This is a genomic window from Defluviimonas aquaemixtae (assembly GCF_900302475.1).
GTDB lineage: Bacteria > Pseudomonadota > Alphaproteobacteria > Rhodobacterales > Rhodobacteraceae > Albidovulum > Albidovulum aquaemixtae.
Genome location: NZ_OMOQ01000007.1, coordinates 1 through 26,616 on the forward strand (window position 1 = coordinate 1; position 26,616 = coordinate 26,616).

A 26,616-nucleotide genomic window follows, 5' to 3' on the forward strand; every position below is an offset into this window, starting at 1 on the left:
TACCGGACCGAATACGACACCGATCCGCTGCCGGGCCTGAAGAGCACCGATAACACGCTCAACGTGTCGCTGGTCTACAGCTTCAACTAAAGAGCGGACCCCTCGTTTGATCATGACTGGGGCGGTGAAACCCGCCCCTTTTTCTTCAACTGAGGAAAAATCAGATGATGGCCACGGAGATTTCCAATCTCGGTGAACTGGCCGATCAGTATGCCGATCGCGGTTACGTGGAGGTTCTCAGCGATGTACGCGATGGCCGTCCATTTGGATTAAGAGTTGGCGGCATTCGACCCGGACCTACAGCAGTCGTGGCCGGATACTCCCCGATCGCGCGCGACATCTACGGCCGGCTTTTGGAACTGCCGAGCCTGTCGCGGCTGCGTGGTTCGCTTGTGCTGATCACACTGGACGCCCTTGACGTGACATCAATCGATGAAAAACTGGTTGAGCAGATCGGCCCTGTGGATCGAACACTTCATTTGCCCTTTCCGTCGGGAGAGGAGCGCGAAACTGCGGTGCGACAAGGCTATTGGACGGTTCTGAAGCTCTGTGCGCAGCTGGGAATGATTTCCGGTCGTGGCGTGAGCATGCCGAGCTGACGGGGGAAGGGCGCTTGGCGTGACCCTTCAGAACAGTCGCCAACAGAGCAAGTGCAGCTCTCTGAATTCGGAGTGCACAATCCCTTGGCGAAGGCGAACTCAGGAGCTGATCATTCCACGCCCCGCCGGGCCGAATTTGTGCGTCCCCACTGGTGCGACAGGGGAGTCGAGGGTCGAATGCATCTGGCAAGTCCCGGGCGGATCGACCCGCATCTCGACCGCCACGGACGCCCGCCGGGAGGCTGAGAATAAACACGCAGAATGCTTGGAGCAAGAGATCCGGCCAAGTGGTCCCGCTGGACTGGAGGGGCTGACGATCCCGAAGCGCCTGACGGTTCATACCGAGGAGCGCGCGGCCAAAGTAGCGAATCCTGCAACAATCGGCGATGCGATTGATGCGGTCGATGCCCTCCGAAAGGCCCAGACGATCTCGGCGATCGCGGGGAGTACATGCCGCAAATATGCGAACTCTGGACGACGGACAGGATCGACGGCTTCGAGTTGCAGCAGTTGGCCGAAAAGCACCACATCATCCTGTCGGTTTCCGGAGACTTCAAACCTGAGATCCGCATGGGCGCCCTGTTCTGTACCGAGCCGGGAGCCCCTTGTTCCAACTGAAACACTCCTGGTGCGTTTCCACGCTGTTTCCGCACCGAAACGCGACGGAAGCCGCATTCGACTCGTCCAGAATTCCCACTAAGTCTTTGATTTTAATGGTGCTGCCGGAGAGATTTGAACTCTCGGCCTCTCCCTTACCAAGGGAGTGCTCTACCCCTGAGCTACGGCAGCCGATTTCACGCGGCGGGTGTTAGACGGAAACGCCCGGCCGCGCAAGGGCAATCTGGACGCTTCCGTCCTTCCACTGTAGAGAGGGCGACATGGACAAAAAACCCCCGAAAAAGCGAGCTGGGGCGGATGGAGAGACGCGCGAAGCGCGGTTGAAGGCAGCGCTCAAGGCCAATATTGCGCGCCGCAAGGCACAGGCGATTGCGCGCAGCGCCAAGGCCGCCGGGGACGACAAGGAAAGCTGAGGCAGGCATGGATTCGATCATCGTGACGGGCGGGACCGAGCTCAAAGGTACGATCCCGATCGCTGGCGCAAAGAATGCCTGTCTCGCGCTCATGCCGGCAACGCTTCTGAGCGACGAGCCGCTGACGTTGACGAACGCGCCCCGGTTGTCGGACATCAACACGATGACGCATCTCCTACAGTCGCTCGGTGCCGAGGTGACAGCGCTTCAGGGCGGACAGGTGCTCGCGATGTCCTCGCACGATCTGAACAACGTGACCGCCGACTACGATATCGTGCGCAAGATGCGCGCCTCGAATCTCGTTCTCGGGCCGCTTCTCGCGCGCGAGGGGCGGGCGGTCGTGTCGTTGCCGGGCGGCTGCGCGATCGGGGCGCGGCCGATGGACATCCACATCGACGGGCTCGAAGCCCTGGGTGCGGAGATCCAACTGAAGGACGGCTATCTCCATGCGGCTGCGCCGCGTGGCCTGAAGGGTGCGGTGATCGAACAGCGCTTCGCGTCGGTCGGCGCGACCGAGAACGTGGTCATGGCCGCGACGCTCGCCCGTGGCACGACGGTGTTGAAGAACGCCGCGCGCGAGCCGGAGATCGTAGATCTTGTGAAGTGCCTCCGCGCGATGGGAGCGCGGATCGAAGGCGAGGGTACGGACACGATCACGATCGAGGGCGTCGACCGGCTGCACGGCGCCACGCACCAGGTCGTGGCCGACCGGATCGAGCTTGGCACCTACATGATCGCCCCGGCCATCGCGGGCGGCGAGGTCGAGCTTTTGGGTGGCAGCATGGAACTGCTGCCGGCGTTTTGTGAAAAGCTCGACGAGGCGGGCATTGTCGTGACGCCCACGAACGGCGGCGTGAAGGTCGCGCGGTCGAACGGGCGGGCGAATGCCGTGGACGTGAAGACCGAGATCTTCCCCGGATTTCCGACCGATCTCCAAGCGCAGATGATGGCTCTTCTGGCGACGGCGAAAGGAACGAGCGTTCTGGAAGAGACGATCTTCGAGAACCGCTTCATGCACGCGCCGGAATTGATGCGGATGGGGGCGGATATCGATGTCCACGGTGGCCATGCGACGGTGACCGGGGTCGAGCGGCTGAAAGGCGCGCCGGTCATGGCGACGGACCTGCGCGCGTCGGTCTCGCTGATCCTCGCCGGGCTCGGTGCAGAAGGCGAGACGATGGTGAGCCGGGTCTACCACCTTGATCGAGGATACGAGCGCGTCGAGGAGAAGCTCGGTGCCTGCGGCGCGAAGATTGAGCGTGTGAAAGGCGAATGATGGTCGAGGACGCACGGTTCGAGGATGCGGGTGGGCGCGCGGTCTATTTGAAGGCCGAGGCGGCCGAGGACTTGCCCGTAATCTCCGCGCTCGTCCAGGACGCGGTGCTGTCGGCCGTGGACATGACCTGGCAGCCTCAGGCGCGCAGGCTTGCCTTTCTCGTCAATCGGTTCCGCTGGGAGGATGTCGAGGCGGCGGAAGCGCGCGGACGGCCCTATGAGCGGGTGCGGTCGCTCCTGGTGCTCGATGGCGTGATGAAGGTCGCCTCGCAGGGTATCGACCGGCGCGATGCGGACGCTATCCTGTCGATCCTCTCGATCACGTGGAAGCCGGGAGAGGCGCCGGCCGGGCGAGTCGAAATCGTTTTGGCCGGCGACGGTGCGATCGCAGCCGAGGTTGAATGCCTCGACGTCACGCTGAAGGACGTGACACGGCCCTATGTCGCACCGTCGCACAAGGCGCCGGTTCACCCGGAATGATCCGCCGGCTCGGGCCCGGCGACGCGGCGCTGTGGCGGGCGATCCGGCTCGAGGCGCTGGCGACGGCGCCATTGGCCTTCTCGGCGCAGCTCGCAGACTGGGAAACCCGGCCGATCGAGGATTTCGCGGCTCAGATCGCCGACAATCCAATCTTCCTTGCCTTCGAGGGCGAACGGCCGGTGGGCTCGATCACGTGGACGCGGGACCGCGACCCGGTCTTCCCGACCCGGGCCTGGGTTGAGGGTGTCTTCGTATCACCGGTCATGCGTCAGCGGGGTGTCGGGCGGGCGCTCATGGACGTGGCGATGGCGGCTGCCCGCCGGGCGGGCATGCGCGAAATGTGGCTGGAGGTGGGGGCGGCCAATGCAGCGGCGCGTGCGGCCTATGCGCGGGCAGGCTTCGCGGAAGTGTTGGGACCGGACCGACCCAGCCCGTCCCGCGGAGCTTGCGAGATCAGCATGTGGCGGGCACTGACCTGACGGTCGCCGCAGGTGGCACGGTCCGAGGGGGGCGCCGCCTCCATCCGCACTGACGCGCGGATTCCCCCGAAGGTATTTAGACTATGAAGAAGATGGTCGATTGTGATCGCCGGGTGACGTCTCGGCACGGCTGCGTCGGCAATGCTTGAGGCGCGCGCGCGGCGGCTGTATGGGGAGCGCGTCGCCGGGAGATTTAGATGCCTGTATTTCTTTCTACCGCAGATGAAACGTTCGAGCCTGCATTCGCGGAACTCCTCTCGACCAAGCGCGAAGATGCGCCGGATGTAGATGCGGCGGTGGCCGCGATCATCGCGGATGTGCGGGCGCGGGGAGATGCGGCCGTTCTCGAGTTGACCGCCCAGTTCGACCGGCTGGAACTGACGCCGGGGACACTCACCTTTTCCGAGGGAGAGATCGAGGAGCAAATCGCAAAGGTGCCGGCGGAGGAACGTGAGGCGCTGGAGCTCGCGGCGGGCCGCATCCGCGCCTATCACGAGCGCCAGATGCCCGAGGACGCGCGCTGGACGGATGCGGTGGGGGCGGAGCTTGGCTGGCGCTGGAGCCCGGTTTCGTCGGCAGGGCTCTACGTGCCCGGCGGGCTCGCTTCCTATCCGTCCTCGGTTCTGATGAATGCGATCCCGGCCAAGGTGGCCGGCGTGCAGCGGCTGGCGGTCTGCTGCCCGACGCCGGGAGGCGCGGTCAATCCGCTGGTGCTTCTGGCCGCGAATCTCGCTGGCGTCGATACGTTGTACCGGATCGGAGGCGCTCAGGCGATCGCCGCGCTGGCCTATGGGACCGAGACGATCAGGCCGGTGGACAAGATCACCGGGCCAGGGAACGCCTATGTGGCGGCCGCCAAACGGCGCGTCTTCGGGCGGGTCGGCATCGACATGATCGCGGGACCGTCGGAGATCCTGGTGATCGCGGACAGGGATAACGATCCCGACTGGATCGCGCTCGATCTGATGAGCCAAGCGGAGCATGACGAGAGCGCGCAGGCGATCCTCGTCACCAATGATGCGGGTTTTGGGCAGGCGGTCGCCGCGGCGGTCGACGCGCGGCTGCGGACCTTGGGGCGCCGCGCCATCGCCGGGGCGAGCTGGCGCGACTACGGCGCCGTGATCGTGACGCGCGATCTGGACGAGGCGGTGGCGCTCTCGAACCGCGTCGCGCCGGAGCATTTGGAGCTGTGCGTCGCTGATCCGGACACGCTGGCCGAGAAGATCACCCATGCCGGTGCGCTGTTCCTCGGGCGCTGGACGCCCGAGGCCATCGGCGACTATGTGGGCGGGCCGAACCACGTGCTGCCGACGGCGCGGTCGGCGCGGTTCTCGAGCGGATTGTCGGTGCTCGATTTCCTCAAGCGGACCACGGTCGCGAAAATGTCACCCGAGGCGCTCGCGGCGATCGGGCCGTCGGCGGAGCGGCTGGCTACATCGGAAAGCCTCGAAGCGCATGGCCTGTCGGTGCGTGCCCGGCTCGACCGGCTGAACCGCTAGATCCCAACTGCGCCTCGGCCCGTAGGCTGGTTCCGGCGGGCGACGGTTTCGTGCTATGAGCGACGGATCGCCCGCACCGAGGGAGGGACCGGTCACGGCGGCGAGACGCGACTCCACTCTGACTCCGCTCCTGGCGATCACTTTCGTCGGGACGCTCGGCTTCAGCATCGTCACGCCGTTCCTCGTGGTTCTCGTGACCAAGTGGGGCGGAAACGCAGTAATATACGCTGTTCTGGCGGCCACCTATTCCGTGTTCCAGCTTTTTGGCGCGCCGATTCTGGGACGCCTGTCCGACCGCGTAGGACGGCGCAAGGTCCTCATTCTCAGCCAACTCGGAACGCTCGTTTCGTGGGGCATGTTCCTCGCCGCGTTTGCGCTTCCCGCGCATGAGATCGCGCGCATATCACACGGGTATCTGGGCGAGTTCGCGCTCACGCTGCCACTGCTGGTTCTCTTCCTCGCGCGGGCGACCGACGGCTTGACGGGCGGCAATGTCTCGGTCGCGAACGCCTACCTTGCCGACGTCACCACCGACAAGGACCGCAGCCGCAATTTCGGCCGTATGGCCGTGTCGACCAATCTCGGCTTCATCGTGGGACCGGCGCTGGCGGGCATACTCGGGGCGACGGTGCTGGGCGAGGTCTTGCCAGTCCTGTCGGCCTTTGCAATCTCTGCGCTCGCGCTGGTGCTTATCATGTTCGGGCTGCGCGATGTGGCAGTTGCCCCGATCGACGCGAAACTTGCCGCGCCGAGCGCCTGCGACCTCTATGGCAATGAGTTGAAGCCGGGCTACCAGGTGGATTGCGAACGGCCGGGCGGCGTGCGGGCGATCCTGGATTTGCCGCATATGCGCGCCCTTATGTCGATCAATTTCCTCGTCATGCTGGGATTCAGCTTTTTCTATGCGGCGTTTCCAGTCCATGCCGTCGCGGCGCTTTCCTGGACGGTCGTCGATATCGGCACCTATTTCGCGGTCCTCAGTCTGATGATGGTTGTGGTCCAGGGGCCGATCCTGTCCTGGGCGGCGGCGCGATTTTCCGAGCGCGTGCTCATGACCGGAGGGGGCGTGATCATGGCGCTGGGATTCGGCGCGCTGACTGCGACCGAACGGCCGGTGATCTATCTCGGCGCCGCGCTGATCGCGCTTGGCAACGGTCTCATGTGGCCGACATTCATGTCGGCGCTGTCACGGTCCGCCGGGAAGCGACTTCAGGGGGCTGTGCAGGGGTTCGCTGGCAGCGCAGGTGCCATTGCAAGCGTGGCCGGGCTCCTGGCCGGGGGTGTCGCTTACGTGCGCATAGGCGCCTGGGTGTTCGCCTGCGCGGCGGTAGTTATCGTGTTCGCGTCCGTCGTCGCGGTCTTCGCCGCCCGCGCGACATCCGGCAAAGTCAGCGACCAGTCGAACTGAGGACGAGCCGCAGGGTAATCGCAGTCAGTTGGACTGGCGATGTTGTGAACCGGCGCGTCATGGGCTAAGCGCGACACTGTCGGAGGCAGGGATCGAAGGCGATGAGCCGCATCAGCCATATTGAAATCGACAGTTCGGGTCTGCCCGCGCCAACACCCGAAGTTGAGCAAGAGCGGAAGGTCGCGATCTTCGACCTTCTCGAGGACAACTCCTTCGCGCTGCCGCCGAAGGACGGTGCCGCACCGCCCGAAGGACCTTTCCGTCTCTCTCTGTCCATCCGCGAAAAACGGCTCGTCTTCGAAGTCGCGACCGAGGACGCGCAGAAGATGTCCGAGATTCACTTGTCGCTCGGGCCTTTCCGGCAGGTCGTGAAAGATTACTTCCAGATCTGCGAGAGCTATTTCGAGGCAGTCAAGCGGCTGCCACCCAGCCAGATCGAAGCCATCGACATGGCCAGGCGCGGCATACACAACGAGGGCGCGCGTGTTCTGCAGGAACGGCTCGAGGGCAAGGCCGAACTCGATATCGATACAGCTCGCAGGCTTTTCACGTTGATCTGCGTTCTGCATTTCGGGGGCTGAGCTTGACCCGCCCGCTGCCCCAGTCGGTGCTCTTCTGCTGTGACCACAACGCCATACGGTCGCCGATGGCCGAAGGCATGATGAAGAAGTTCTACGGTCATGCGTGCTACGTGCAGTCCGCAGGCGTCCACAACGACCTGGAGATCGATGGATTCGCCATCGCTGTCTGCCAGGAAATCGGCGTTGAACTGTCGCGCCACCGGTCGCGGAGCTTCGAGGAGATGCAGCAGTGGGGCGACGACCTGTCGGGTTTCGACCTTGTCGTCGCGCTGTCGCCGGCAAGCCAGCGGCTGGCGCTGGAGTTCACCCGCTTCTTCCATCTCGACGTCGAGTACTGGCAGGTCATGGACCCGGCCGGGATCGGCGAGGCGCGGGAGGCCAAGCTTGCCGCATACCGCCAGACGCGCGATCAGATCAGGGCGCGAATGATCGATCGGTTCGGGCCGCCGACCCAAGCGGACTAAGGGTGCGACCGGTTTGAGTCGTCGCGACACGGCTGTAAATTAGCGCAATGAGGATGGGCAGCGCCTGAACCTCCATCTATCAATCGCCTTGGAGCAGGAGGAGAGGCATATGACCCGCGCGACGATCGAAGCATACTACGACGCTTTCAACCGAGGCGACATCGACGCCATGCTTGCGACGCTTCACGACGACTTCGCGCATCACGCGAACGAGGCCGCGACGCGGCTCGGCAAGGCGGCCTTCGCCGAATTCTGCCGCCATATGAGCGAGACCTACAAGGAAGAGCTGACCGACATGGTCGTCTTCTCGAACGAGGACGGCACGCGCGGCGCGGCGGAGTTCACGGTAAGCGGCACCTACCTGAAGACCGATGCCGGCCTGCCGGAGGCTCGCGGGCAGAGATATATCCTGCCGGCCGGGGGGTTCTTTTCCCTGAAGGACGGAAAGATCACCCGCGTGACGACCTACTACAATCTGCAGGACTGGATCCGGCAGGTCTCGGCATGACGGTCAAGGTTGTCGTCCTTTCGGGACAGGCGCTCGAGACTGCGCTGGACGACGTGGCGCGGCTCAGGATCGCGGTGTTCCGGGATTGGCCTTATCTCTACGATGGCGATCACGACTACGAGCGGCGCTATCTCGGGACCTATCGCGAAAGTCCGAACGCCGTCCTCGTCGGCGCTTTCGACGAGGGTCGCCTTGTCGGCGCCTCGACCGGTACTCCCATGGAGGAGCACGGCGACGAGTTCGGCACGGCTTTCCTGCCGACGGGGTTGGCGCTGAAGGACATCTTCTACTGCGCCGAGTCGGTGCTATTGTCAGACTATCGGGGCAGGGGGCTCGGCCATGCCTTCTTCGACGCGCGCGAGGCGCATGCGAGGGCACTGGGCCGAAAATTCTCTACTTTCTGCCGTGTGGTGCGGCCCGACGATCATCCGCTCCATCCTTCCGACTACCGATCGCTCGACGGCTTCTGGCGCAAGCGCGGCTACACTCCGTTGGATGGGGCCATCGCGGAATATTGCTGGAAGGATATCGGTGAGGCGAGGGAGACCGCCAAGCCGATGCAGTTCTGGATCAGGGCGCTCTAGAGCGCAATCGCGCAAGGCGCTTGCTACGCGCGAGCGCGGTTGCATGATAAGACGGCGCCGGTCCCGCCGTGTCTCTTTGGGCTTCCGAGGAAGGTTACACCATGAAAGTTGCCGCCGCCGCTTATCCGCTCGACTGGTTCAACGACTGGTCGGAATACGAGCTGAAGCTCGATCGCTGGGTGTCCGACGCCGCCAGCAAAGGAGCAGAGCTTCTCGTCTTTCCTGAGTACGGCGCGATGGAACTCGCGTCGCTTGGCGGCAAGGATGTGGCCGGCGATCTTGAGGGCGCGCTGCATGAGGTCGACCGCCATAAGGCGGGATCGGACGCGATGCATGCCCGTCTGGCGGCGCACTACGGCGTTCATATCCTCGCGGGTTCCGGCCCCGTTTTCGACCGGCCCCATGCCGGCGACAGGCCGGTGAACCGGGCGAGTTTGTTCGGGCCGGCGGGGCTTATCGGACATCAGGACAAGGTGATGATGACCCGCTTCGAACGCGAGGACTGGAAGGTGGTGGCGGGCGACGGACTTCAGGTCTTCGATACGGCCCTCGGCCGGATCGGGGTTCTTATCTGTTACGACGGCGAGTTCCCGCTGCTCGGCCGCGCGCTCGCCGAGGCGGGTGTGGAATTCCTGCTCGTTCCCTCCGCGACGGATGCGCTCGCAGGGTTCACCCGGGTGCGCGTCGGCGCCATGGCCCGCGCGCTTGAAGGGCAGCTTGTCGCGGTCCACGCGCCTGTCGTGGGCGATGCGCCCTGGTGCAACGGCATGGAGGAGAATACGGGCGTCGCATCGGTCTATGGCCCGGCCGACCGGGGATTTCCGCCGACCGGAATTCTCGCGGAAGGCAGTTTGGGCGAGCCCGGTTGGGTCTATGCCGAGGTTTCGCGGGATGCCATCGCCGAGGTCCGCAGGGACGGCGGTGTTCTCAACCTGAAGCACTGGCCGGAACAGATTTCGCAGCTTTCCAGGGTCAGACTGCACGCCGAAACCCGAGATTGCGCTTGAATTCGCAGCTTATCAGGCGCATTTAACGCGCGCCCGGAGGTAGCCGGGCGAACCAACTATGGAGTGACCATGGCCAAGGAAGAAGGTCTCGAATTTCCGGGCGTCGTGAAGGAACTCCTGCCGAACGCGACGTTCAGGGTCGAGCTGGAAAACGGCCATGAGATCATTGCGACGATGGCAGGAAAGATGCGGAAGAACCGCATTCGCGTCCTCGCGGGCGACAAGGTTCAGGTGACCATGACGCCCTATGATCTGACCAAGGGGCGGATCAATTACCGTTTCAAGTAAGGTGCGTCCACGCCTTGTTCTCGGTTCCGCGAGTCCCCGCCGAAAAGAGCTTCTGGCGCAACTGGGGCTCACGCCCGACGATACACGCGCGCCCGACATAGACGAAGCGCCCCTGAACGGCGAACTGCCGCGCCCGTATTGCGCCCGCATGGCGCGCGAGAAGGCTATGGCCGTGCGCTGCGGGCGGGACGAAATCGTGCTTTGCGCCGACACCACCGTTGCGCTCGGCCGCCGGATTCTGGGAAAGCCGGAAAGCGCGGGCGAGGCGGCGGAGTTTCTCTGGAAGCTGTCGGGGCGGCGCCATCGGGTCATCACCGCCGTCGCAGTGCGGCGCGGCGACCGGCTTTGGGAGCGGGCGGTCGAGACCGTCGTCAAGGTAAAGACCCTCTCCGACGCCGAGGTGAACGCCTATCTGGCGTCCGGTGAGTGGAGGGGCAAGGCAGGCGCCTACGGTATCCAAGGCCGCTTCGGCGCGTTCATTCCCTGGCTTCAGGGGTCGTTCACCGGAGTTGTCGGGCTGCCGGTTGCTGAGACCGCGCATCTTCTCGAAGCGGCGGGTATTGACGTTCACGGAGTTGAGGCGTGAAAGGCCGGGTGATCGTTCTCGGCGAATTTCACGGCCGCGAAGGGGCGGCGCTCATGGTCGACGGGCGGCTCGAGGATCTTCTCGTCGATTCCGGCGAAGCGGAGGGCTTTGCCCCCGGCGCGATCCTGCGCGGCGTGACGGACCGGCAGATGAAGGGGCAGGGCGGCGTTTTCGTGAAGCTGCCCGGAGCCAAGGGATACCTGCGAGAGACGAAGGGCCTGGCGCCCGGTCAGCCGGTGCTCGTTCAGGTGACCGGCTATCCGGAACAAGGCAAGGCGGTGCCGGTCACGAGGCGGCTTCTCTTCAAGAGCCGCCTGTGCATCGTCACGCCATCCGCGCATGGGCTGAACATCTCGCGCCGGATCAAGGATGGCGGCGACCGGGTGCGGCTTGAAGTGCTCGCGGCGGCCGGAATGGCGGGGTCGGAGCACGGACTCATCCTCCGGTCAGCCGCCGCGCTTGCCGAGGACGACGACATCGTCGCCGACATCGCCCAGATGCGCGGCCTTGCCGAGACGGTCATGGCCGACGCATCGGGTGGGCCGGAATTCCTCGTCGACGCGCCCACGCCGCACGAGGCGGCTTGGCGCGACTGGTCCGATCCCGTCCCGGACGAGGTGGCCCAGGGTTCGGACGCCTTCGCCCGCCACGGAGTGGAGGAGTTGATCGATGCGCTTTTGGTGCCGGAGGTTCGGCTGCCAGGCGGGGCGCACATGGCGGTCGAGCCCACATGCGCGCTGATTTCCGTCGACGTGAATACCGGCCCTGACACCTCGCCCGCCGCCAGTCTCAAGGCGAACATCGCCGCCGCCCGCGACCTGCCGCGCCAATTGCGCCTGCGCGGCCTCGGCGGCCAGATTACGGTTGATTTCGCACCAATTCCGAAACGCGACCGCGCCGCGCTGGAGCAGCAACTCAGGACCGCGTTTCGCGGCGAGGCGGCGGAGACGAGCCTTGCGGGCTGGACCCCCTTGGGCAACTTCGAGCTTCAGCGCAAGCGCGACAGGTTGCCTTTGGCGGCGGTCCTGAAGCAAAGTAAGATATGACCTGCCCGATCTGCCAGAAAGAGACCGATCCAAAATACCGCCCCTTCTGTTCGAAGCGTTGTGCCGACGTCGACCTCGGCCGCTGGCTGACCGGAGCCTATGCGATCCCCGCCGAGGGAGATGACACGCCCGACGAGGCCGACGCCGCAGACCCGCAGCTTCGACTGAACTGAATTTCATGAGCGCGCAAGGGCGCGAAAACCCTCTGGACAGGCTCGCTTGCCTCGCCTAAGAGTGCCGGGCCGGGCGGAAACGTCCCCGGTGCCCAGATAGCTCAGTTGGTAGAGCAGCGGATTGAAAATCCGCGTGTCGCTGGTTCGATTCCGGCTCTGGGCACCACTTCAGCTCATCTGTGCGTGTGCGTTGAAGCTCGGTGTTCGTGGCATCGCGCAGATGATCATGGTGATCGGCATGGCGATGTCAACGGAGGCGGAATTCAGCGACGCGCCATTGGTCGGCGCGATGCTTGGCTCGAAAGAAAGCGCCCCGCGCCGATGAGTCCATCAACATCATTGGCAGCAGCGCCACGTCGCTCGCCAGATTGAGCGAGTTTCTCATCCCGATCCTCTTCAACAAATGCTGTTCGCGCGTTGCAGCGTTCGGACGTAGGCGACGAATTGGGCCGCGCCTTCGTCGGTCACGCCCTCGACGGGCGGCACGTTTCCGAAAGGCCAGTGATGGGCTCGGACTCCGTTCTTTGCGGCCACCAGAAAGGCGATGTCGTCGTGGTGGTTCGGCTCGTAGATCCGGTGGACGAGCGGTGGACCATTTTCCGACCCCGCCGCGTTCAGCCCATGGCAGGTTGCGCAGTTCTCGGCGAAAAGTGCAGCACTTTCCTGCTCCGCACCGTCAAGCTCCGGGATTTGCAGCCCCACCTGCGCCGGCGACGTCTGTGGTGCTCCGTTTCGGTTCAGGGCGTACCAGCCGCCGACCAGCGCCAGAACCAGAACCGTTCCCAGAATACCCTTGCGGCGCATCACCGCGTGCCCGTTTCGCCGGACAATCCGTCGTGGATCGGGCAGTCCGGCCTGTCGTCGTCATGGCACCGGCTGAGAAAATTTTTCAAGGTGCGCTTGAGCGACTCGGGTTCTGCGATCTTCCGCGCAATCCGATCCAGGTGGGCGGTCGCGATATGTTTTCGCGTCCGCGCTCGAACGATCGCGATCTTCGGACAAAGCCAACATCGAACGGCAATCCTCGATCGAAAAACCGAGCGACCGCGCTCGGGACAGGAAGGCAAGCTTGAGGACGTCCGTCTCACTGAACGCGCGATGCCCGTTGTGGCCTCGGGACGGGCGTCCGAGCCCGATGTCTTCGTACTAGCGCAAGGTCTTGGCGGGCAAGCCGCTTGCCTCGGCCACATCACCGATGTTCATTGTCGAATCCTCCTGCGCTCAAATCGCACCTTCCACCATTTGGAAGGTTAACATTTTTGCGCAAGTCGGAACCTTCCAGCGCGGTAAGTTCATTGTCCATCCGGGCATACCTTTCGGAGGCAAAAAATGAATTACGGTCGCTTCTTTGCGATGATCGCAACTTCGACAACGGTGATGATGGGGTTAATGTATCTCAACACATATCTGCCAGGTCACGTCTTCTGGTCGGAAACGCGCGCCTACATGGCACTATTCATGGGGGCGGCCATGGCGGTCGTCATGCTTGGCTTCATGCTGTCCATGTACAAGAACCGGATGGCGAACGCGGCCATCTTCGTCGGCGCGGCAATCGTCTTCGCCGGGTCTTTGTGGCTAGTCCGAAGCCAAGCCACAATCGAAGACCGGTCCTTCATGCGCGCGATGATCCCGCACCACTCCATCGCGATCATGACGTCTTCCCGCGCCAACATATCAGATCCGCGTGTCCGCAAGCTGGCGGACGAGATCATCTACGCCCAAGACAAGGAAATCGCCGAAATGCGGTATCTCATCGCCGATATAGGCCGGTCGGGGGCCGAGACGACAGTGCCTTCCGAACCCGCTTCGATCATGACGCTGGAAGCGGCCCTCGCGACGGCGAATGTTGCGCCTCTCGATCCGGAATTCATGTCGGGCGAGGAAATCGGCGTTCTCTTCCCGGACGGCGCTGCCTGCACGTTCACGTACACCGAAGACAGCCCGCCGGTGCTCGCAGTCGGCGCGTCGGATGACGGTCCCGTCGCCGCCGTGAAGATCAGCGGCGATTTGGTCAGGCTCTCCGCGGATGAGTCGTCTGTCATCGCCGCTCGTGCGTTCACGGCGCCTGGGATTGCTATGAATCTGAGCGGGCGGCGTGGCGCCGAACTTGCTGCGAATGTAGGAGCCAGGCATGTGGAAGCGGATCTGGTTCTTAAAATTAATCAAGGTCTTACAGCCGGATATGCTGGCTATTACGGTTGTGGGTGATGACGGCAACGAGGCGCGCGTCGAATCCCTCTTGACCTTCCAGTAACTGGAAGCACTAGCTTCTATTTGGGATCAGGCAGGAGTCTGAAATGTCACAGAACGCGCACCATCAACACGATCACGCCAATTGCGGGCACTCTCACATGTCCGAGCCGTCCGGCGCGCCGACGGCGATAGACCCGGTTTGCGGAATGTCGGTGACCGTCAACCCGGAAGCCCGCTCGCGTGAATACGGCGACGAGACCTTCAATTTCTGCTCCGACGGCTGCCAATCGAAGTTCGATGTCGATCCATGGTTCTACGCATCGGGTAATGTCTCAAAGGTCGGCAAACATGCTGCGCCGGGGAGCCAATGGACCTGTCCGATGCATCCGGAAATCGTCCGTGACGAACCCGGTGCTTGCCCGATCTGCGGCATGGCGCTTGAACCGATGTTGCCTTCGGACGAACCGAACGAAGAGCTGACAGACTTTACCCGGCGTCTCTGGTTCAGCGCGGCGGCCGCGGTGCCGCTCGTGATCCTCACTATGGGCGAGATGGTCGGACTGCCTGTGCGCGACTGGGTTGGCCATCAGCTGGCCGTCTATCTCGAGTTTCTGCTGGCCACGCCCATCGTGCTCTGGGCGGCTCGGCCATTTTTCCAGCGCGGGCTGGATTCGATCAAGAACCGGTCGCCGAACATGTGGACTCTGATCTCGCTCGGCGTCGGGGCGGCGTATCTTTACTCGCTCGTCGCGACGTTCCTGCCGGGCGTCTTCCCGGAGCAGTACCGGATGGACGGTATGGTTGGCACCTACTACGAGGCCGCCGTCGTCATCGTGGCGCTGATCTTCGTGGGGCAGGTGCTTGAGCTTCGCGCGCGCGAACGGACGGGCGACGCGATCCGCGCTCTGATGGACCTCGCACCGAAGACGGCAAGGCGGATTCTGCCCGATGGCTCTGAATACGACGCGCCGCTTGAAAACATCGTGGCCGGGGACCTGCTTCGCGTTCGTCCGGGCGACAGCGTTCCCGTTGATGGCGAGGTGGTCGAGGGGCGCTCCTCCATCGACGAAAGCATGATCACCGGAGAACCGGTGCCGGTTGAGAAGACCGAAGGCGACCGGGTCACGGGCGGAACCATCAACAAGAACGGCACGTTCGCGTTCCGCGCCGATGCTGTCGGTTCCGATACGGTGCTCGCGCAGATCGTCGAGATGGTGGCGGGCGCCCGCCGCTCGCGGGCGCCCATTCAGGGGCTGGCGGACCGCGTCTCGGAGATTTTTGTGCCGACCGTGGTCGGCGTCGCGGTGCTCGCGTTCCTGACCTGGCTTGTCTTCGGACCGAACCCGGCATTCGTCTTCGCCGTGGCGGCCGCCGTGTCGGTATTGATTATCGCGTGTCCCTGTGCGCTCGGGCTGGCGACGCCAATCTCGATCACGACAGCGGCCGGGCGCGGGGCGCAGGCGGGTGTCCTGGTCAAGGATGCGGAGGCGCTGGAGCGCATGGCGCGCGTCGACACTCTTATCGTGGACAAGACCGGTACCTTGACCGAGGGCAAGCCGAAGCTGACGAATGCCGTCGCGCTGGCGGACATGGCAGAAGAAGACGTCCTGGCCAATGCGGCCGCGCTCGAGCGGGGGTCGGAGCACCCATTGGCCGACGCCATCGTCGAGGGCGCGAAGGCTCGCAACATCGTACTGGACAAGGTGTCGGATTTCGATGCCGTGACCGGCAAGGGCGTCACGGGCAGCGTCGGGGGCCGTCAGGTGGCGCTCGGCAACGCGGCCCTGATGCAATCGCTCAAGATCGAGACCGAGAGCGCCGATGCGACCGCTGACAAACTGCGCGCGGAGGGGAAGACAGCGATGTTCGTGGCGGTTGACGGCCGTGTTGTCGGCCTCGTGGCTGTCGCCGATCCGATCAAGGCCACGACGGAAGGTGCGATCCGAAACCTGCACGCCCAGGGAATTCGGGTCATCATGGCGACCGGAGACAACCAGCGCACAGCCGAGGCCGTTGCGGCGAAACTGGGCATCGACGAGGTGCGGGCGGGTGTGCTGCCGGAGGGCAAGAAAGCGCTTGTCGACGACCTCCGCGCCGCGGGCCGCTCGGTTGCCATGGCGGGCGACGGTGTGAACGACGCGCCAGCGCTTGCGGCAGCGGATGTCGGCATTGCCATGGGGACAGGAGCCGACGTCGCGGTCGAAAGCGCGGGCCTGACGCTTCTGGGCGGGGATCTGACGGGTATCGTGCGGGCCAGAAAGCTGGCCAAGGCAACGCTCCGCAACATCAAGCAGAACCTCTTCTTCGCATTCGTGTACAACGCGGCGGGCGTTCCCATAGCTGCGGGCGTGCTCTACCCGGTCTTCGGATTGCTGCTTTCGCCGATGATCGCCGCGGCGGCCATGTCGCTGTCGTCGGTTTCCGTCATCGCCAATGCGCTCAGGCTGCGTCGGCTGGAACTCTGATCCCGATTTTGTTCGGAGCGCTCCCTCGCACGTCATCAACTTCGTCTCAGCATTCGCCCAGCGTCAAACTTCCGCATCGTTTGGCCGGAAGCATGGACGCTGGGCGACTGCGCCACGCCCGGTGTAGCCTTCGGCCGAAGCCGCGGGTCCATCCTTCGTCTCTGACCCTATTTTCGGGGGCTCGCGAACGCCTCCTGCACGATCTCGTTGCTCATTTTCATGAGCTTGCCGCCCTCTGCCACGTATTGATCCAGCGCCGTTTGCAGGAAACGCCGCTGAATGGCCATGATCTCGGCCGGGTTCTTGCAGTGAAGGATCTCATGCTGGGTCTTAACGTCCTCGGCGATGCGTTCCGCAACGAACTGCATGGCCTCGCTGCCAATATCGCCAAGACCTTCCATCCAGGCCAGATAAAGCCGAGCCGCGGCGCTGGGATCTGCCGTCTGCATCCCCGCGATCGTTTTCATTGCGTCCTCTGGGCTGGTCACAGCAGCGCCTTTTTTTTCTGGCATTTCACATCCTTTCATCGCTCTCGAAATGATACCCTAACCCCTCGTGCTTGACGCCGCTTTGATCTTACGCAGTCCTGACGGCCGCCATACCTGACCCGCGTCGCCTAGGTCCGATGCCCGAACGCACCGGTGCGGGCCTCCTTCATGAGCCGATCGAAATCGGCACCGGCGACCGAAACGAGTGTGCGGTGGTCGCCACCTTCAAACCATACCCTGTCCAATCCACGCAGACTTTCGTCCATCACGACCGGCACGCCGTAGGCCGCCCCCACCGGCGGGGCCGCGCCGACGTCGCAATCGTCGAAAATCTCCTTGACCTCGGTTTCGCTGGCAAGCCCGAGCCGCCTGTCGAGCAGCCCCTGAAGCGCGCTGAGATCCACCCGGTGGCTTGACGGCACGACGGCGAGGACGTGACCATCCTCAAGGTGGATCGCCACGGATTTGGCCAGCCTGTCGCCGGGGATGTGCGCGGCCTCCGCCGTTTCGCTCGCCGTCGCGGTTCGCGGATGCGAGACGGTTTCGTACGAGACGCCCTGACTTTCGAGATGGGATTTAAGGCGCTTGGCGATCGTCATAGTGACCTCCCCTACTTGCGGGGCGCCCGCCAAGGAGCTCGGGTTGAGGCGCCCGTCTGCCGAGTCTTCACTCTGCGCTGATGCCGCCTGTCCGGCAAGCCCCGCGGGGGGAGAAGCACATGCAACCTTTCCCCTTGCCCCTCAGGAGCCCTGCGATTAAACGGGGCGGCGGAGACGTGGCCGAGTGGTCGAAGGCGCTCCCCTGCTAAGGGAGTAGACGGGAAACCGTCTCGAGGGTTCGAATCCCTTCGTCTCCGCCACTTGCCCTCGCGAAAGTGTTCTCCCGATCTGGCCACGGCCAGTTTGTTCCGTTGTTTTAGAGGGTTATGCGGACGGGGCTGAGCACCGGCCTTGGCGCATGGAGGGCTGGAAGCGTTCTTTCGGTCCCGATATTCTCCGGACCTGATGGCTGCGCCAACTTGGTGAACTGAGTGTAAGGCGCTGTGACAAATGAGCTTTCTGGGCGGCCAAGCCGAACACTTCGACCGGAGTCGCGTTCGCGTAGCGGGAACAGACATCGAACGTTCGCCGCTCAGTTTGCAGATTCATCGCTGCCAAGCAGCAAGTCTTCCTGATCAGCCAATTTGGGCGGACAGCGGATCGTCGCTGTGTGGCCCGAAGATCGCGGAGGGCGGGTTCCGGACCTTCGCTGCGGACGCGAGATCGCATGATGCCATCCAAAGTAGCGGACAAATTGAGCAATCAAGTCGCGCTTCAGCCGACGCCAAGCGGGGCGAAGCCCGACGAGCGAGTTGCGAGAAGAGCTTCTGCGCGTTGATGCCGCTCTTCAGCCATGACGGTGGCGACGTCGGCACTAGCCTCGATTGCGCAAATGGACAACCTTCCAGTCCGTTCGAACAATTCGCGGGCGTTGAGGGTCGTCAGGGCTGCCCCGGCGACGCCCGTTCGTGGCGCTTAGGCGTGCCGCTTCACGATTTCCGCTCCGTAGTCTGCGTTGCGGACTGCCGTTGCGGACCGCTCCGTCAGAACGACGTCATCCGAAGCGGCATATGCGTTCGCCGATGCGCAGACGGTCTTTGTCGCCGGCACTGGTTCGAAGGTCAGAACGGCCGAGCAGGCGTGGATGCCGCAATGCAGATATACGTGACCGATGTCGCCAAGCGCAGCGTCCATGGCAACGGGCCTGCTCTCGTCTCGCGCTGCACCCGCTTCCTTCGCGTGGATCGAGATGGCGGGCGCTCAATCCACGGACACCATCCGGTTCGCCGCCGAGGCGCTGCCCGCGACCGTCGCGGTGATGACAAGCGCGACAAGGACGCGCCGGATGAAGTGGACGAGGATCATCATGCTTCTCGTCGATTGCTGTGGAGCACTTAACCACGCAAGTCGATTTGGGGGCGGCCCGCCGCCGAAGCTTCAACATCCCGTCGCTATGCGTGGTCAGCCGCCGGTATCGCGGCCGGTGCGGCAGTGTTCTCTTCCGGCGCGGCGAGATCGGCGAGGATCGGACACTCCGGCCGATGATCGCCGGCACAGGCGTCGACAAGATGTGCCAGTGTCCTGCGCATCTCGACCAGTTCCTCGAGCTTCCAGTCGATGCAATCGAGATGCTCCTCGGCGATACGCTTCACATCGGCGCTTGCCCTTTCGGTATCCTCGTAGAGCCTGAGCAAGTTGCGGCAATCCTCAATCGTGAAACCCAGCGACCGCGCCCGGCCGAGAAAGGCGAGCTTGTGCAGGTCCCTCTGCCGGAAGGCGCGGTAGCCGTTCGTGCTGCGCAGTGGTTCGACGAGGCCGATATCCTCGTAGTAGCGGATGGTTTTTGCGGGCAGTCCCGACAGCCGTGCGACGTCACCGATGTTCATTCCTGGCTCCCCTTTCGGCGTGCGCGAGAAGTTGGATCTTGATGAAGCTAAGCTTTCCACCCGCTGGAAGGTCAAGGTGCATATTACCGTAGTGGGCGGCGGCCCGCCGTCTTGACCTCACGGTGCCGGAACCTGCCATCAGCAAAGGAAATGCAAGGAGTTCCCCGATGACGCCGTTCGACGTCCCTGACATGAGTTGCAACCGTTGCCGGGTCGCCCTAGCGAAGGCAGTCCGAAGCGTCGACCCCCGCGGCCGAAGACGACTGCGACCTGCATGTGCGGAGCGTCGGCGTGGAGAGCGCACTCGATCCGGAGGCGCTTGTCACGGCGATGCGGGAGGCGGGAGACGAAGCGCTGCCGTTGGCCGCCGCCTGGCGACGCCGCCGCGGCCGGACGTCACCGATCTGCCTGATCGAGGAGCCGCTCTGCCTCGGTTCGAATCGCCTGCATCTCGCGTAGCCGCTCGGGCCAGGTCGATTTGATGAAGGCGAGAATGTTCCGAATTTCCTGGTCGCTCAACTCTTCCGCGAAGGCGGGCATCCCGCTGTCAAAGTCGAGTCCTTGCGCGGCCATCACCGTCTTGCCGCCGAGCTTCGTGTAGTCGAACAGGAGGTGTTCACCGTGATGCCAGGTATGGCCGGTATCGTCATGCGGCGGCGCTGGCAGCCGGCCATCGGCATCGGGCGAGCGCCAGTCCGTTTGGCCCTCGAGATCGGCACCGTGGCACGACGCGCAAAACTCAGAGCAAAGCCGTTCGCCCTCGGCGATGTCGGCCGGCCCAGTGGCATCCTGCCCGCGTACGGCCGTCGCAGCGCCAAGAAGCACCTGCAAGGCAACGATCAATGCGCCGCCAGCTGTCGCCAAGGGAATGCGTACTGCCATGCCTCGCCCCTCGGGTTGGTTCGCCGGCAAGCGTGTTACGCTCGGCGAATGGCTGAAAGTCGCGCCGGAGCGCGGGGACCGACCCCGCGCTCCGGCAGAAGTTCAGGACGTTCCGCCCTCGGCGCGGATCGGTGCCATCATGCCGCTTTCGCGGTGGCCCGGCACGTTGCAGGAAACCTCGATCCGAGCGTCGCCGGAGAAGGTCCAGATCACCTCGGCTGACTTGCCAGGCTCGAGCAGAATGCTGTTCGGCTCCTCATGCCCCATTTTCGGTCATCGTAATCATTTCGTGGTTGATGCGCTCGGCATCGATCGCTCCGCTTTCCATCAATATCATCATTTCTTCGGTGTGCTGTTCGTGCATTTTCGCGGTCGCGATGTTGAACTCGTGCAGGAAGTCACCGCTGTTGGTGACGATGAAGCGGATGGTCTCGTCGGCCTTCACTCCGATGGCGTCGGGCGAAAAGGACATCTCGCCGAGATCCATGCGAATGTCGCGATCGACCTCAGCCGGATTGCCCGGCACGCCGATTGCGGTCGCTTGGCCGCTGCCGTGCCCGCCTCCGTGTGTGCCCGCGGCAACCGCCGGTTCGGCGAAGGCGAGCGATGACGCCAGAACGAGCGCCGCGGGTGTCGTGGTCATAATCTTCATGGATAGGTCCTGTCTGTGTTTTGTTCCTGTCTCTTGCGCTCAAACCTGACTGCGCCGCGGCGGCGGGTCGAAAGTCAGCAGGTTTTCCCGCATCGCGGGGCTGAAGACGCGACTCAACCGCGCAGAAGCGGCCCGTCCGGGCGCACGCCTGGTGACCGGCAGAACAATCAATTGCGGCGCGCAGTCCGGGTCGGGATGGCGATGGACGCCGATCTCCAACCCTGCGCCGGGGATGGCGACGGAGGCAGAAGCGGGATGGGCATGGGCGTCCGTCGCCGAATGCCACGCGGCGACTGACGCGCCGACGGGCCTGCTGGCAACCGCGAGGAGCACGACGACACAGGCGGCCATCAAGCCTAGAAACGAGGCCAAGGGTCCGCAGCGCTGTCCCATCGTCACCGGATACCGTTTTCCTGCTGCAGTTCGCGCACGTATTGGACGATGTATTTCACATCGGCGTCAGTTAGTCCTTCGACCGGCATCATATTGCCGAAATCCCAGTGGTGCTGACGTACACCGTTGCGGACCGCGACCAGGAAGGCCGCATCCCCATGATGGTTCGGCTCGTAGATCTTGTGCACGAGTGGAGGACCGGCGCTGTTGTTTCCCGCCGCGTCGACGCCGTGGCACTGAGCGCACTTTGCCTCGAAGGCGCGCTTGCCGATCTGCGCCTCGGACGACAGCTCGGTAGGTAGCGCGACCTCCACGATCGGGGCGGCGGTGGGCTGGGCGGTCGTGGACGGCGTCACCGCTTGGTCCTGAGGTGCGGGCTGCGAAGTGACGTTCCAAAGAAACACTGCTAAGCCGAGCGCGACTAGCGCGAGTATTGCAAGTGCAGTCTTGTTCATGTCTTCTGTTGTCTCCGGTTGATTGTGGCGCCATGGTCACCGAGCGCCGCCTGGACGGTCAGATGAGCTTGATCTGTGTTCCGACGGGCACCCGGGCGAACACTTCGGCGATATGCTCGTTGCAAAGCCCGATGCAACCGTTCGATGACCGCCGATCCAGGGATATCCGGTGATTTCTCTTCATTGCCTGCCTCCTCGTTCGCGAATTTCCATACGCGTTAGGCGCAGTCAGGACCGCCTTCCAGCGCTGGAAGGTCAAGGCCGGCGCATAACACTTCCGTGAGGAGGCCGGGATGTCGACACGAGCAGCGCGCGATGGTCACCCTGGGGTATTGAGAACGACCCGCGTGCCGAGGGGGACCTGGTCATAGAGATCCACGATCTGGGGTCGTTCACGAGCCGGGCGCAGCCGTTCGATACGGCCCGGCCGACTGTTGTCGGGTCGTTGGTTCCGTGGATCCGCAGCATCGTGTCGCCGCGGCCCGTCTGGAACAGGTAGAGCGCGCGGGAGCCAAGCGGATTGTCGGTCCCGCCCGGCATACCCTCGGCGAACTGCGCATAGCGCTCCGGCTCGCGCTCGATCATCTGCGGCGTCGGCTTCCAGCTCGGCCATTCCCGCTTGGCGCCGATTTAGAATTCGCCTTCGTGATAAAGGCCGGGCCGACCGACGCCGACGGTGTACCGGACCGCCTGCGCCCCAGGAAGCGTCCAGAAGAGCGCGAACTGGCTCGGCAGCACATGGATCTCGAATGGTTGGAACACGTCGCGGATTGGCACGGTCTCCGGCAGATGTTCCGGCGGAAGGACGTAGGGCGCGGCTGCGGAATGCGCCCGCCCCATGGTCGCCCCGCCGGCCCAGGCCGCTGCCGCAGTTAGAAATATGCGTCTGCCGATCATCTCGAAATCCGTCGTTCTCGGGCAAGAAAATGCCAGGTCGGTATGTTCTGCTTAGAATTCAAGGTAGTGGCGTCAGTGCCATTTCAAATGGAGACTGACGCTTTACCTTCCAGTCACTGGAAGCGCCGTCTTCGGTTCCGAAGCCACCTTTGGAGATGCGGACCATCGCCGGAAACAGCGTTCACCGCCATCCCGCCGCTGCCGGCTCCGACGCCGACAGTGCGACGCATGAGCCCGGCACGATCTTCACCTGTCCGATGCATTCCGAGATCCGGCAATCGGAACCGGGGCGTTGCCCGACGTGCCACATGAACCTGGTTCCCGAAGGCGAAGCTCGCGTTCCGAAGAGCAGGATTTAAGGGTTAGAACCCTACAAGTGATACCCATAGGGAAACGACCCTTGAATCGGCCAGGTATCGACTTGCTGGCAGAGTGCGATCGTGGCAGCGAGCGTGGTGTGTCGAGGACGCGGAGAGTGAGGTGCGGCAGCGGCTAGACGCGGTGATAGGGCAGTTCGCCAGCTGGGAGGTCGAGAGGTAAGCGGGACGGCGGTTCCGAGCCCATCTGGGACAGGAGTCGCCTTCTCACCTAACGGGTTTCGCTCGCCACAGGATCGAGCGTGGCGAGAAAGGCAGCGATCTGTCGCAGCTCATTGTCGCTCAGGTTCAGCGGATGAAGCTCTCTGCGACCAATTTCGGCCGCCGGAGCCGACTGATAGTGTTGCAGCACGGCGTCGAGCGTCACGATCTGGCCGGCGTGCATGTAGGGTGCGCGCATGGCGGCGCCACGCAGCGATGGGGTCTTGAAAGCCCCGGTCTCTTCAGCGGTGCTGACGGTCATGAACCGAAATTCTGTGCAATCCTCGGGCGCGGCATCGCTGAAATCGCCAAGGCAGTTGAAGGGATCGTCGCGAACGAGCGCCGCCCCCTCAGCGCGGCCGAGGTCTGCGAGGAAACCGGGCGCGGCGGCGACGCCGGTGTTGTGGAAGTGACCGTCGCTCAGCAGCGGGCCGTTATGGCAGTTGACGCATTCGCCCTTGCCCAGGAACAGCCGAAGCCCGGCGATCTCGTCATCCGTCAGGATCCCGCTTTCCACGCCTGAGGTCAGGGCGGCCGCATAGGCGTCGAACCGGGTCGGAGAGGGCTGGATCTTGCGTTCGAAGGCCGCGATGGACTTGCCGATATCGGCAAAGACCCGTGACACCGCCCTGCGGTCCGGTTCCGCCATCCCCTCCCATGCGGCGGCTGCGTCCGCGTCGGTAATCGGCCCGGCCCTCCGGGGCAGGTGGCCAAGATCGGGAAGCGCGCCGAACAATGCCTCATAGGGCGCGCGGTAGGCCTCTGCCACAAGATGCGCGTATTGTGTGCGATCACCGCCGTGTTCCACCGGGCTTTCCAATGGGCCAAGGGCTTGCGACCACAGGCTGTCCTTGCGTCCGTCCCAGAACAGGAATGGACTGTAGGCCGCGCCCGCGATGGGCATGGTCCGGCGCTTCGTCACGCCGACGCCCCGGCCAAGCGGCAGATCATCCTGAAACTGGCGGTCGGGCAGATGACAGCTTGCGCAGGACACCGTGCCGTCCGCACTGAAGCGTGTATCGAAAAAGATCGCACGGCCAAGGTCCACCGCGCGCGGATCATCCGCGACGCGGTTCGACGGGTCCGGCGGCACCGGGCCAAGCTCCGACAGCGAAAGCGAGGCGATCAGGCCTACCTCGTCCGCCGCCCAGTCGGGGACGGCGGGGGAGGAGCCAAGCGTCAGGGCAGGCGTCCCGAGCCCGAGAACGCAAATCGCGACGGCTCGAATTCTGGTCATGGCCATGTCACAGAATGATGTTGAAGGTCACGACGTCGGCACCGCCGGCGGCGTCGACGGCAAGTTCGAACGTCCACCAGCCGCGCATGTTGAACTTCACGCCTTCGATCAGATAGCGGCCATTGCCGAGGTTCTTCGTGACCTGCGGCGCGGTCGGAAGCCCGTGGCCGTGCTGCGGCATGCCCCCGCTGATCGCGATGCCCGCCTGTGTCACCGGCGCACCGGCGGCGGTTTGCAGCGTCACGGTCCAGACCTGCATCTGTCTGAGCGTGATCGGCGTGGCATCGGGCGCAAGCTCCGCGCGATAGAGACCGCCCCTCGACAGCCTGACCAACGAGAGGTCAAGATCGCCGGGCAGCGCTTTGGTGAACAACCCGGCGGCGGCGCCGCGGGCAAACACGACTGCGCCGGGAATGGAAATCAGGATGGCCCTACGGGAAATGCGTGTGGACATGTTGGTTCCTCTCGAATGGATTGCCAGGCCCCGTGCCGGCAAGGCCACCTCATAGAGGCGCCGGCAGATCCCGCGATTGAACGAAACGGCTGACTTTGCAGGTGGCGCGGAAACCGATAGGTTGTTGCATGAAGCATGTCGCACGAGGCCGGATCGTCATCTGGGAGGGCGCCAGTCTCTGGGCCTTCGAAGTGCCGGATACGACAAGCATCCGGCGCAGCACCGATTTCCACGCCCACCATGCCATTCAACTGACGTTCTCCGTGGGCGGCGGTTTCCGGTTCCGCATCGGGGCAGAGGTGGTCGAGGGCCCGATCGTGTTGATCGCGCCGGACGTGCCGCATGCTTACGAACCGCAGGGGCGGAACGCGATGATCTTCATCGAACCGGAAAGCAGGATGGGTGCGGCCGTGCTGCGCGATCTCGCGGGCGGCAGCTTTTCCCGGCCCGATCTGTCCGGGTTCGCCGATATCGCCGCGCGCCTGTCCTGCATCTGGGAGGGTCCGCGCCCGGATGATGCGGTCCTTGCCGGGCTGGGCATGGAACTTGCAGCGCGTCTTTCGGGTGATCCCAAAGTCGCGCGGGTGCTCGACCCGCGTATCGCACGGGTTCTCGAAAGGCTCTCAGCCGATCTCGACTCTCGGCTGAATGCCCGTCAGGCCGCAGCGATCGCCTGCTTGTCAGAAAGCCGGTTCAGCCACCGCTTCGTCGAAGAGGTCGGCCTGCCCTATCGCACCTATGTGCTCTGGCGGAGACTGATGGTCGCCGTGCAGGGGATCGCGGCCGGGAACACCCTGACCGACGCCGCGCATGACGCAGGCTTTGCCGATTCCGCGCATTTCAGTCGAACCTTCCTCAGGATGTTCGGAGTCCCGGCGTCCCTGCTCATGATGATCTGACATCCCTTTTGCCGCGAATGCCGCTCGGCGTGATCGCCACCGTATGCCCTTCAGATTAGCTCTTTCGTTCAAGCTCGGTCCCCGCATCACGGCTAGGAATAGGTCACCACAAACGAACCCCAGGAGGATCAAATGACTGACAACGACCTCGCCGATGCCTGCAACTGCGGCCAATTCTGTGCCTGTCTGCCTCACGATATCGTCTGTACGTGCGGCCCAACGTGCGGCTGCGGTGATGCTTGCACCTGCGCCCCTGCAGTTCGTAACGCGACGACCTGCGATTGCGCTAAGTGATCCCATCCCGCCGTAGTCAGGTTCGACCCTAGGTCGAACCTGACCGTCGCCCCCGTCCACTCAAGCTCATTGTCGCAGCTTAGCTACCGCGGCCCTACCGTGTGTCCGCTCTGAGTCCCGGAGCGAACTCTGATAATCGGCTGCAATAGAAAGCTCTTGGGATTCGCCCTTGATTCCGGCCATTGGAAACCCTCCTCAATGTCGGCTCCAAACGGCATTTAGCACCTTCAGACAGGGCTCGCGATTTCCCAAAGGTTTTCATGCGCGATCTTGGCAGGACGCTCATGTCACCGACG

34 protein-coding genes, 3 tRNA genes and 3 pseudogenes are annotated in these 26,616 nt (G+C 63.8%); 25 read left to right on the plus strand and 15 right to left on the minus strand.

Features of this window, described 5'->3' with window-relative positions:
• The 3 genes from DEA8626_RS21675 to DEA8626_RS21200 form a co-directional block, all read left to right on the plus strand.
• A partial coding sequence (locus DEA8626_RS21675; protein WP_146188880.1) for a DUF481 domain-containing protein occupies window positions 1-90 on the plus strand: 90 nt, incomplete at its 5' end.
• Window positions 91-164: 74 nt separating this feature from the next.
• A complete protein-coding gene (locus tag DEA8626_RS19815) occupies window positions 165-599 on the plus strand; it encodes a hypothetical protein (protein WP_108854984.1) in 435 nt (144 codons plus the stop codon).
• A gap of 450 nt (window positions 600-1,049) precedes the next feature.
• Entirely contained in the window at window positions 1,050-1,217 is a 168-nt protein-coding gene (locus DEA8626_RS21200) for a hypothetical protein (RefSeq protein ID WP_181366554.1), read from the plus strand.
• Between the two features lie 96 nt (window positions 1,218-1,313).
• Here DEA8626_RS21200 and DEA8626_RS19820 read toward each other — a convergent pair.
• Window positions 1,314-1,388, minus strand: a tRNA-Thr gene (locus DEA8626_RS19820).
• An 89-nt stretch (window positions 1,389-1,477) separates the two neighbouring features.
• Here DEA8626_RS19820 and DEA8626_RS21205 point away from each other — a divergent pair.
• From DEA8626_RS21205 to DEA8626_RS19900, 17 genes are all read left to right on the plus strand, one after another.
• Window positions 1,478-1,630 carry a hypothetical protein gene (locus tag DEA8626_RS21205; protein WP_181366556.1) on the plus strand — a complete coding sequence of 51 codons (153 nt, stop codon included), beginning with the start codon at window positions 1,478-1,480 and terminating at the stop codon, window positions 1,628-1,630.
• A gap of 7 nt (window positions 1,631-1,637) precedes the next feature.
• Window positions 1,638-2,906 (plus strand): UDP-N-acetylglucosamine 1-carboxyvinyltransferase, encoded by a 1,269-nt coding sequence (murA, locus tag DEA8626_RS19825; RefSeq protein ID WP_108854985.1) that lies wholly within the window; start codon window positions 1,638-1,640, stop codon window positions 2,904-2,906.
• Window positions 2,906-3,385 (plus strand): DUF2948 family protein, encoded by a 480-nt coding sequence (locus DEA8626_RS19830; RefSeq protein ID WP_108855040.1) that lies wholly within the window; start codon window positions 2,906-2,908, stop codon window positions 3,383-3,385. The genes murA and DEA8626_RS19830 overlap by 1 nt, the downstream gene beginning before the upstream one ends.
• Window positions 3,382-3,864, plus strand: a complete 483-nt coding sequence (locus tag DEA8626_RS19835; protein WP_181366558.1) for a GNAT family N-acetyltransferase — start codon at window positions 3,382-3,384, stop codon at window positions 3,862-3,864. Before DEA8626_RS19830 ends, DEA8626_RS19835 begins: the two co-directional genes overlap by 4 nt.
• Before the next feature lie 197 nt (window positions 3,865-4,061).
• Window positions 4,062-5,363 (plus strand): histidinol dehydrogenase, encoded by a 1,302-nt coding sequence (gene hisD, locus DEA8626_RS19840; RefSeq protein ID WP_108854986.1) that lies wholly within the window; start codon window positions 4,062-4,064, stop codon window positions 5,361-5,363.
• Between the two features lie 55 nt (window positions 5,364-5,418).
• A complete protein-coding gene (locus DEA8626_RS19845) occupies window positions 5,419-6,771 on the plus strand; it encodes an MFS transporter (protein ID WP_108854987.1) in 1,353 nt (450 codons plus the stop codon).
• 101 nt (window positions 6,772-6,872) lie between these two features.
• On the plus strand, window positions 6,873-7,352 hold the full coding sequence (locus DEA8626_RS19850) for a UPF0262 family protein (RefSeq protein WP_108854988.1): 480 nt from the start codon (window positions 6,873-6,875) through the stop codon (window positions 7,350-7,352).
• Between the two features lie 2 nt (window positions 7,353-7,354).
• Window positions 7,355-7,816 carry an arsenate-mycothiol transferase ArsC gene (locus tag DEA8626_RS19855; RefSeq protein WP_108854989.1) on the plus strand — a complete coding sequence of 154 codons (462 nt, stop codon included), beginning with the start codon at window positions 7,355-7,357 and terminating at the stop codon, window positions 7,814-7,816.
• 109 nt (window positions 7,817-7,925) lie between these two features.
• A complete protein-coding gene (locus DEA8626_RS19860; RefSeq protein WP_108854990.1) occupies window positions 7,926-8,324 on the plus strand; it encodes a ketosteroid isomerase-related protein in 399 nt (132 codons plus the stop codon).
• Complete coding sequence (locus DEA8626_RS19865; RefSeq protein ID WP_108854991.1) at window positions 8,321-8,908, plus strand: GNAT family N-acetyltransferase; 588 nt, start codon at window positions 8,321-8,323, stop codon at window positions 8,906-8,908. The genes DEA8626_RS19860 and DEA8626_RS19865 overlap by 4 nt, the downstream gene beginning before the upstream one ends.
• Before the next feature lie 101 nt (window positions 8,909-9,009).
• Entirely contained in the window at window positions 9,010-9,915 is a 906-nt protein-coding gene (locus DEA8626_RS19870) for a carbon-nitrogen hydrolase family protein (RefSeq protein ID WP_108854992.1), read from the plus strand.
• 69 nt (window positions 9,916-9,984) lie between these two features.
• A complete protein-coding gene (gene infA, locus DEA8626_RS19875; RefSeq protein ID WP_105513450.1) occupies window positions 9,985-10,203 on the plus strand; it encodes a translation initiation factor IF-1 in 219 nt (72 codons plus the stop codon).
• A gap of 1 nt (window position 10,204) precedes the next feature.
• Window positions 10,205-10,789 (plus strand): Maf family protein, encoded by a 585-nt coding sequence (locus DEA8626_RS19880; RefSeq protein WP_108854993.1) that lies wholly within the window; start codon window positions 10,205-10,207, stop codon window positions 10,787-10,789.
• Window positions 10,786-11,835 (plus strand): ribonuclease E/G, encoded by a 1,050-nt coding sequence (locus DEA8626_RS19885; RefSeq protein WP_108854994.1) that lies wholly within the window; start codon window positions 10,786-10,788, stop codon window positions 11,833-11,835. Before DEA8626_RS19880 ends, DEA8626_RS19885 begins: the two co-directional genes overlap by 4 nt.
• Window positions 11,832-12,008, plus strand: a complete 177-nt coding sequence (locus DEA8626_RS19890) for a DNA gyrase inhibitor YacG (protein WP_108854995.1) — start codon at window positions 11,832-11,834, stop codon at window positions 12,006-12,008. Before DEA8626_RS19885 ends, DEA8626_RS19890 begins: the two co-directional genes overlap by 4 nt.
• A 90-nt stretch (window positions 12,009-12,098) precedes the next feature.
• Window positions 12,099-12,174: transfer RNA gene (locus tag DEA8626_RS19895), tRNA-Phe, on the plus strand.
• A complete protein-coding gene (locus DEA8626_RS19900) occupies window positions 12,142-12,333 on the plus strand; it encodes a hypothetical protein (RefSeq protein ID WP_108854996.1) in 192 nt (63 codons plus the stop codon). Before DEA8626_RS19895 ends, DEA8626_RS19900 begins: the two co-directional genes overlap by 33 nt.
• Before the next feature lie 71 nt (window positions 12,334-12,404).
• Here the strand turns inward: DEA8626_RS19900 and DEA8626_RS19905 are convergent, their stop codons facing one another.
• Both DEA8626_RS19905 and DEA8626_RS19910 read right to left on the minus strand, forming a co-directional pair.
• Window positions 12,405-12,812, minus strand: a complete 408-nt coding sequence (locus DEA8626_RS19905) for a c-type cytochrome (RefSeq protein ID WP_108854997.1) — start codon at window positions 12,810-12,812, stop codon at window positions 12,405-12,407.
• Window positions 12,812-13,211, minus strand: a pseudogene (locus tag DEA8626_RS19910) (MerR family DNA-binding protein). The gene DEA8626_RS19905 and the pseudogene DEA8626_RS19910 overlap by 1 nt, the downstream one beginning before the upstream one ends.
• A 126-nt stretch (window positions 13,212-13,337) precedes the next feature.
• Between DEA8626_RS19910 and DEA8626_RS19915 the strand changes: the two are divergent.
• Together DEA8626_RS19915 and DEA8626_RS19920 are read left to right on the plus strand one after the other, a co-directional pair.
• On the plus strand, window positions 13,338-14,216 hold the full coding sequence (locus DEA8626_RS19915) for a DUF305 domain-containing protein (protein ID WP_108854998.1): 879 nt from the start codon (window positions 13,338-13,340) through the stop codon (window positions 14,214-14,216).
• A gap of 89 nt (window positions 14,217-14,305) precedes the next feature.
• Window positions 14,306-16,666 (plus strand): heavy metal translocating P-type ATPase, encoded by a 2,361-nt coding sequence (locus DEA8626_RS19920; RefSeq protein WP_146188910.1) that lies wholly within the window; start codon window positions 14,306-14,308, stop codon window positions 16,664-16,666.
• Window positions 16,667-16,833: 167 nt separating this feature from the next.
• Here the strand turns inward: DEA8626_RS19920 and DEA8626_RS19925 are convergent, their stop codons facing one another.
• Together DEA8626_RS19925 and DEA8626_RS19930 are read right to left on the minus strand one after the other, a co-directional pair.
• On the minus strand, window positions 16,834-17,178 hold the full coding sequence (locus DEA8626_RS19925; protein ID WP_181366560.1) for a phasin family protein: 345 nt from the start codon (window positions 17,176-17,178) through the stop codon (window positions 16,834-16,836).
• Window positions 17,179-17,282: 104 nt separating this feature from the next.
• Window positions 17,283-17,753 carry an aminoacyl-tRNA deacylase gene (locus DEA8626_RS19930; protein ID WP_108855001.1) on the minus strand — a complete coding sequence of 157 codons (471 nt, stop codon included), beginning with the start codon at window positions 17,751-17,753 and terminating at the stop codon, window positions 17,283-17,285.
• A 170-nt stretch (window positions 17,754-17,923) separates the two neighbouring features.
• Here DEA8626_RS19930 and DEA8626_RS19935 point away from each other — a divergent pair.
• Window positions 17,924-18,013 (plus strand) — tRNA-Ser (locus DEA8626_RS19935).
• A 655-nt stretch (window positions 18,014-18,668) separates the two neighbouring features.
• Here DEA8626_RS19935 and DEA8626_RS19940 read toward each other — a convergent pair.
• The 8 genes and pseudogenes from DEA8626_RS19940 to DEA8626_RS19975 form a co-directional block, all read right to left on the minus strand.
• Window positions 18,669-18,887: a hypothetical protein gene (locus DEA8626_RS19940; protein WP_108855002.1), complete on the minus strand. Its 219-nt coding sequence runs from the start codon at window positions 18,885-18,887 to the stop codon at window positions 18,669-18,671.
• Window positions 18,888-19,144: 257 nt separating this feature from the next.
• A complete protein-coding gene (gene cueR, locus DEA8626_RS19945) occupies window positions 19,145-19,579 on the minus strand; it encodes a Cu(I)-responsive transcriptional regulator (protein ID WP_108855003.1) in 435 nt (144 codons plus the stop codon).
• A gap of 396 nt (window positions 19,580-19,975) precedes the next feature.
• Window positions 19,976-20,461, minus strand: coding sequence for a c-type cytochrome (locus tag DEA8626_RS19950; RefSeq protein ID WP_108855004.1), 486 nt, complete (start codon window positions 20,459-20,461; stop codon window positions 19,976-19,978).
• 102 nt (window positions 20,462-20,563) lie between these two features.
• Window positions 20,564-20,728 carry a cupredoxin domain-containing protein gene (locus DEA8626_RS21260; RefSeq protein ID WP_219929229.1) on the minus strand — a complete coding sequence of 55 codons (165 nt, stop codon included), beginning with the start codon at window positions 20,726-20,728 and terminating at the stop codon, window positions 20,564-20,566.
• Window positions 20,718-21,113 carry a hypothetical protein gene (locus tag DEA8626_RS19955; protein ID WP_219929230.1) on the minus strand — a complete coding sequence of 132 codons (396 nt, stop codon included), beginning with the start codon at window positions 21,111-21,113 and terminating at the stop codon, window positions 20,718-20,720. Before DEA8626_RS19955 ends, DEA8626_RS21260 begins: the two co-directional genes overlap by 11 nt.
• 395 nt (window positions 21,114-21,508) lie before the next feature.
• Window positions 21,509-21,961, minus strand: coding sequence for a c-type cytochrome (locus tag DEA8626_RS19965; RefSeq protein WP_108855006.1), 453 nt, complete (start codon window positions 21,959-21,961; stop codon window positions 21,509-21,511).
• 58 nt (window positions 21,962-22,019) lie between these two features.
• Window positions 22,020-22,121 (minus strand): annotated as a pseudogene (locus tag DEA8626_RS19970) (L,D-transpeptidase family protein); the annotation flags it as partial.
• A gap of 159 nt (window positions 22,122-22,280) precedes the next feature.
• Window positions 22,281-22,855 (minus strand): annotated as a pseudogene (locus DEA8626_RS19975) (L,D-transpeptidase).
• A 260-nt stretch (window positions 22,856-23,115) separates the two neighbouring features.
• Here DEA8626_RS19975 and DEA8626_RS21510 point away from each other — a divergent pair.
• On the plus strand, window positions 23,116-23,217 hold the full coding sequence (locus DEA8626_RS21510) for a heavy metal-binding domain-containing protein (RefSeq protein ID WP_245890949.1): 102 nt from the start codon (window positions 23,116-23,118) through the stop codon (window positions 23,215-23,217).
• Window positions 23,218-23,446: 229 nt separating this feature from the next.
• On the opposite strand, the gene DEA8626_RS19985 is transcribed toward DEA8626_RS21510, so the two are convergent.
• Complete coding sequence (locus DEA8626_RS19985) at window positions 23,447-24,673, minus strand: cytochrome-c peroxidase (protein WP_219929231.1); 1,227 nt, start codon at window positions 24,671-24,673, stop codon at window positions 23,447-23,449.
• Between the two features lie 7 nt (window positions 24,674-24,680).
• Window positions 24,681-25,127 (minus strand): FixH family protein, encoded by a 447-nt coding sequence (locus tag DEA8626_RS19990; RefSeq protein ID WP_108855010.1) that lies wholly within the window; start codon window positions 25,125-25,127, stop codon window positions 24,681-24,683.
• A gap of 128 nt (window positions 25,128-25,255) precedes the next feature.
• Between DEA8626_RS19990 and DEA8626_RS19995 the strand changes: the two genes are divergently transcribed.
• Window positions 25,256-26,026: a helix-turn-helix transcriptional regulator gene (locus tag DEA8626_RS19995; RefSeq protein ID WP_108855011.1), complete on the plus strand. Its 771-nt coding sequence runs from the start codon at window positions 25,256-25,258 to the stop codon at window positions 26,024-26,026.
• Window positions 26,027-26,616: the final 590 nt, after the last annotated feature.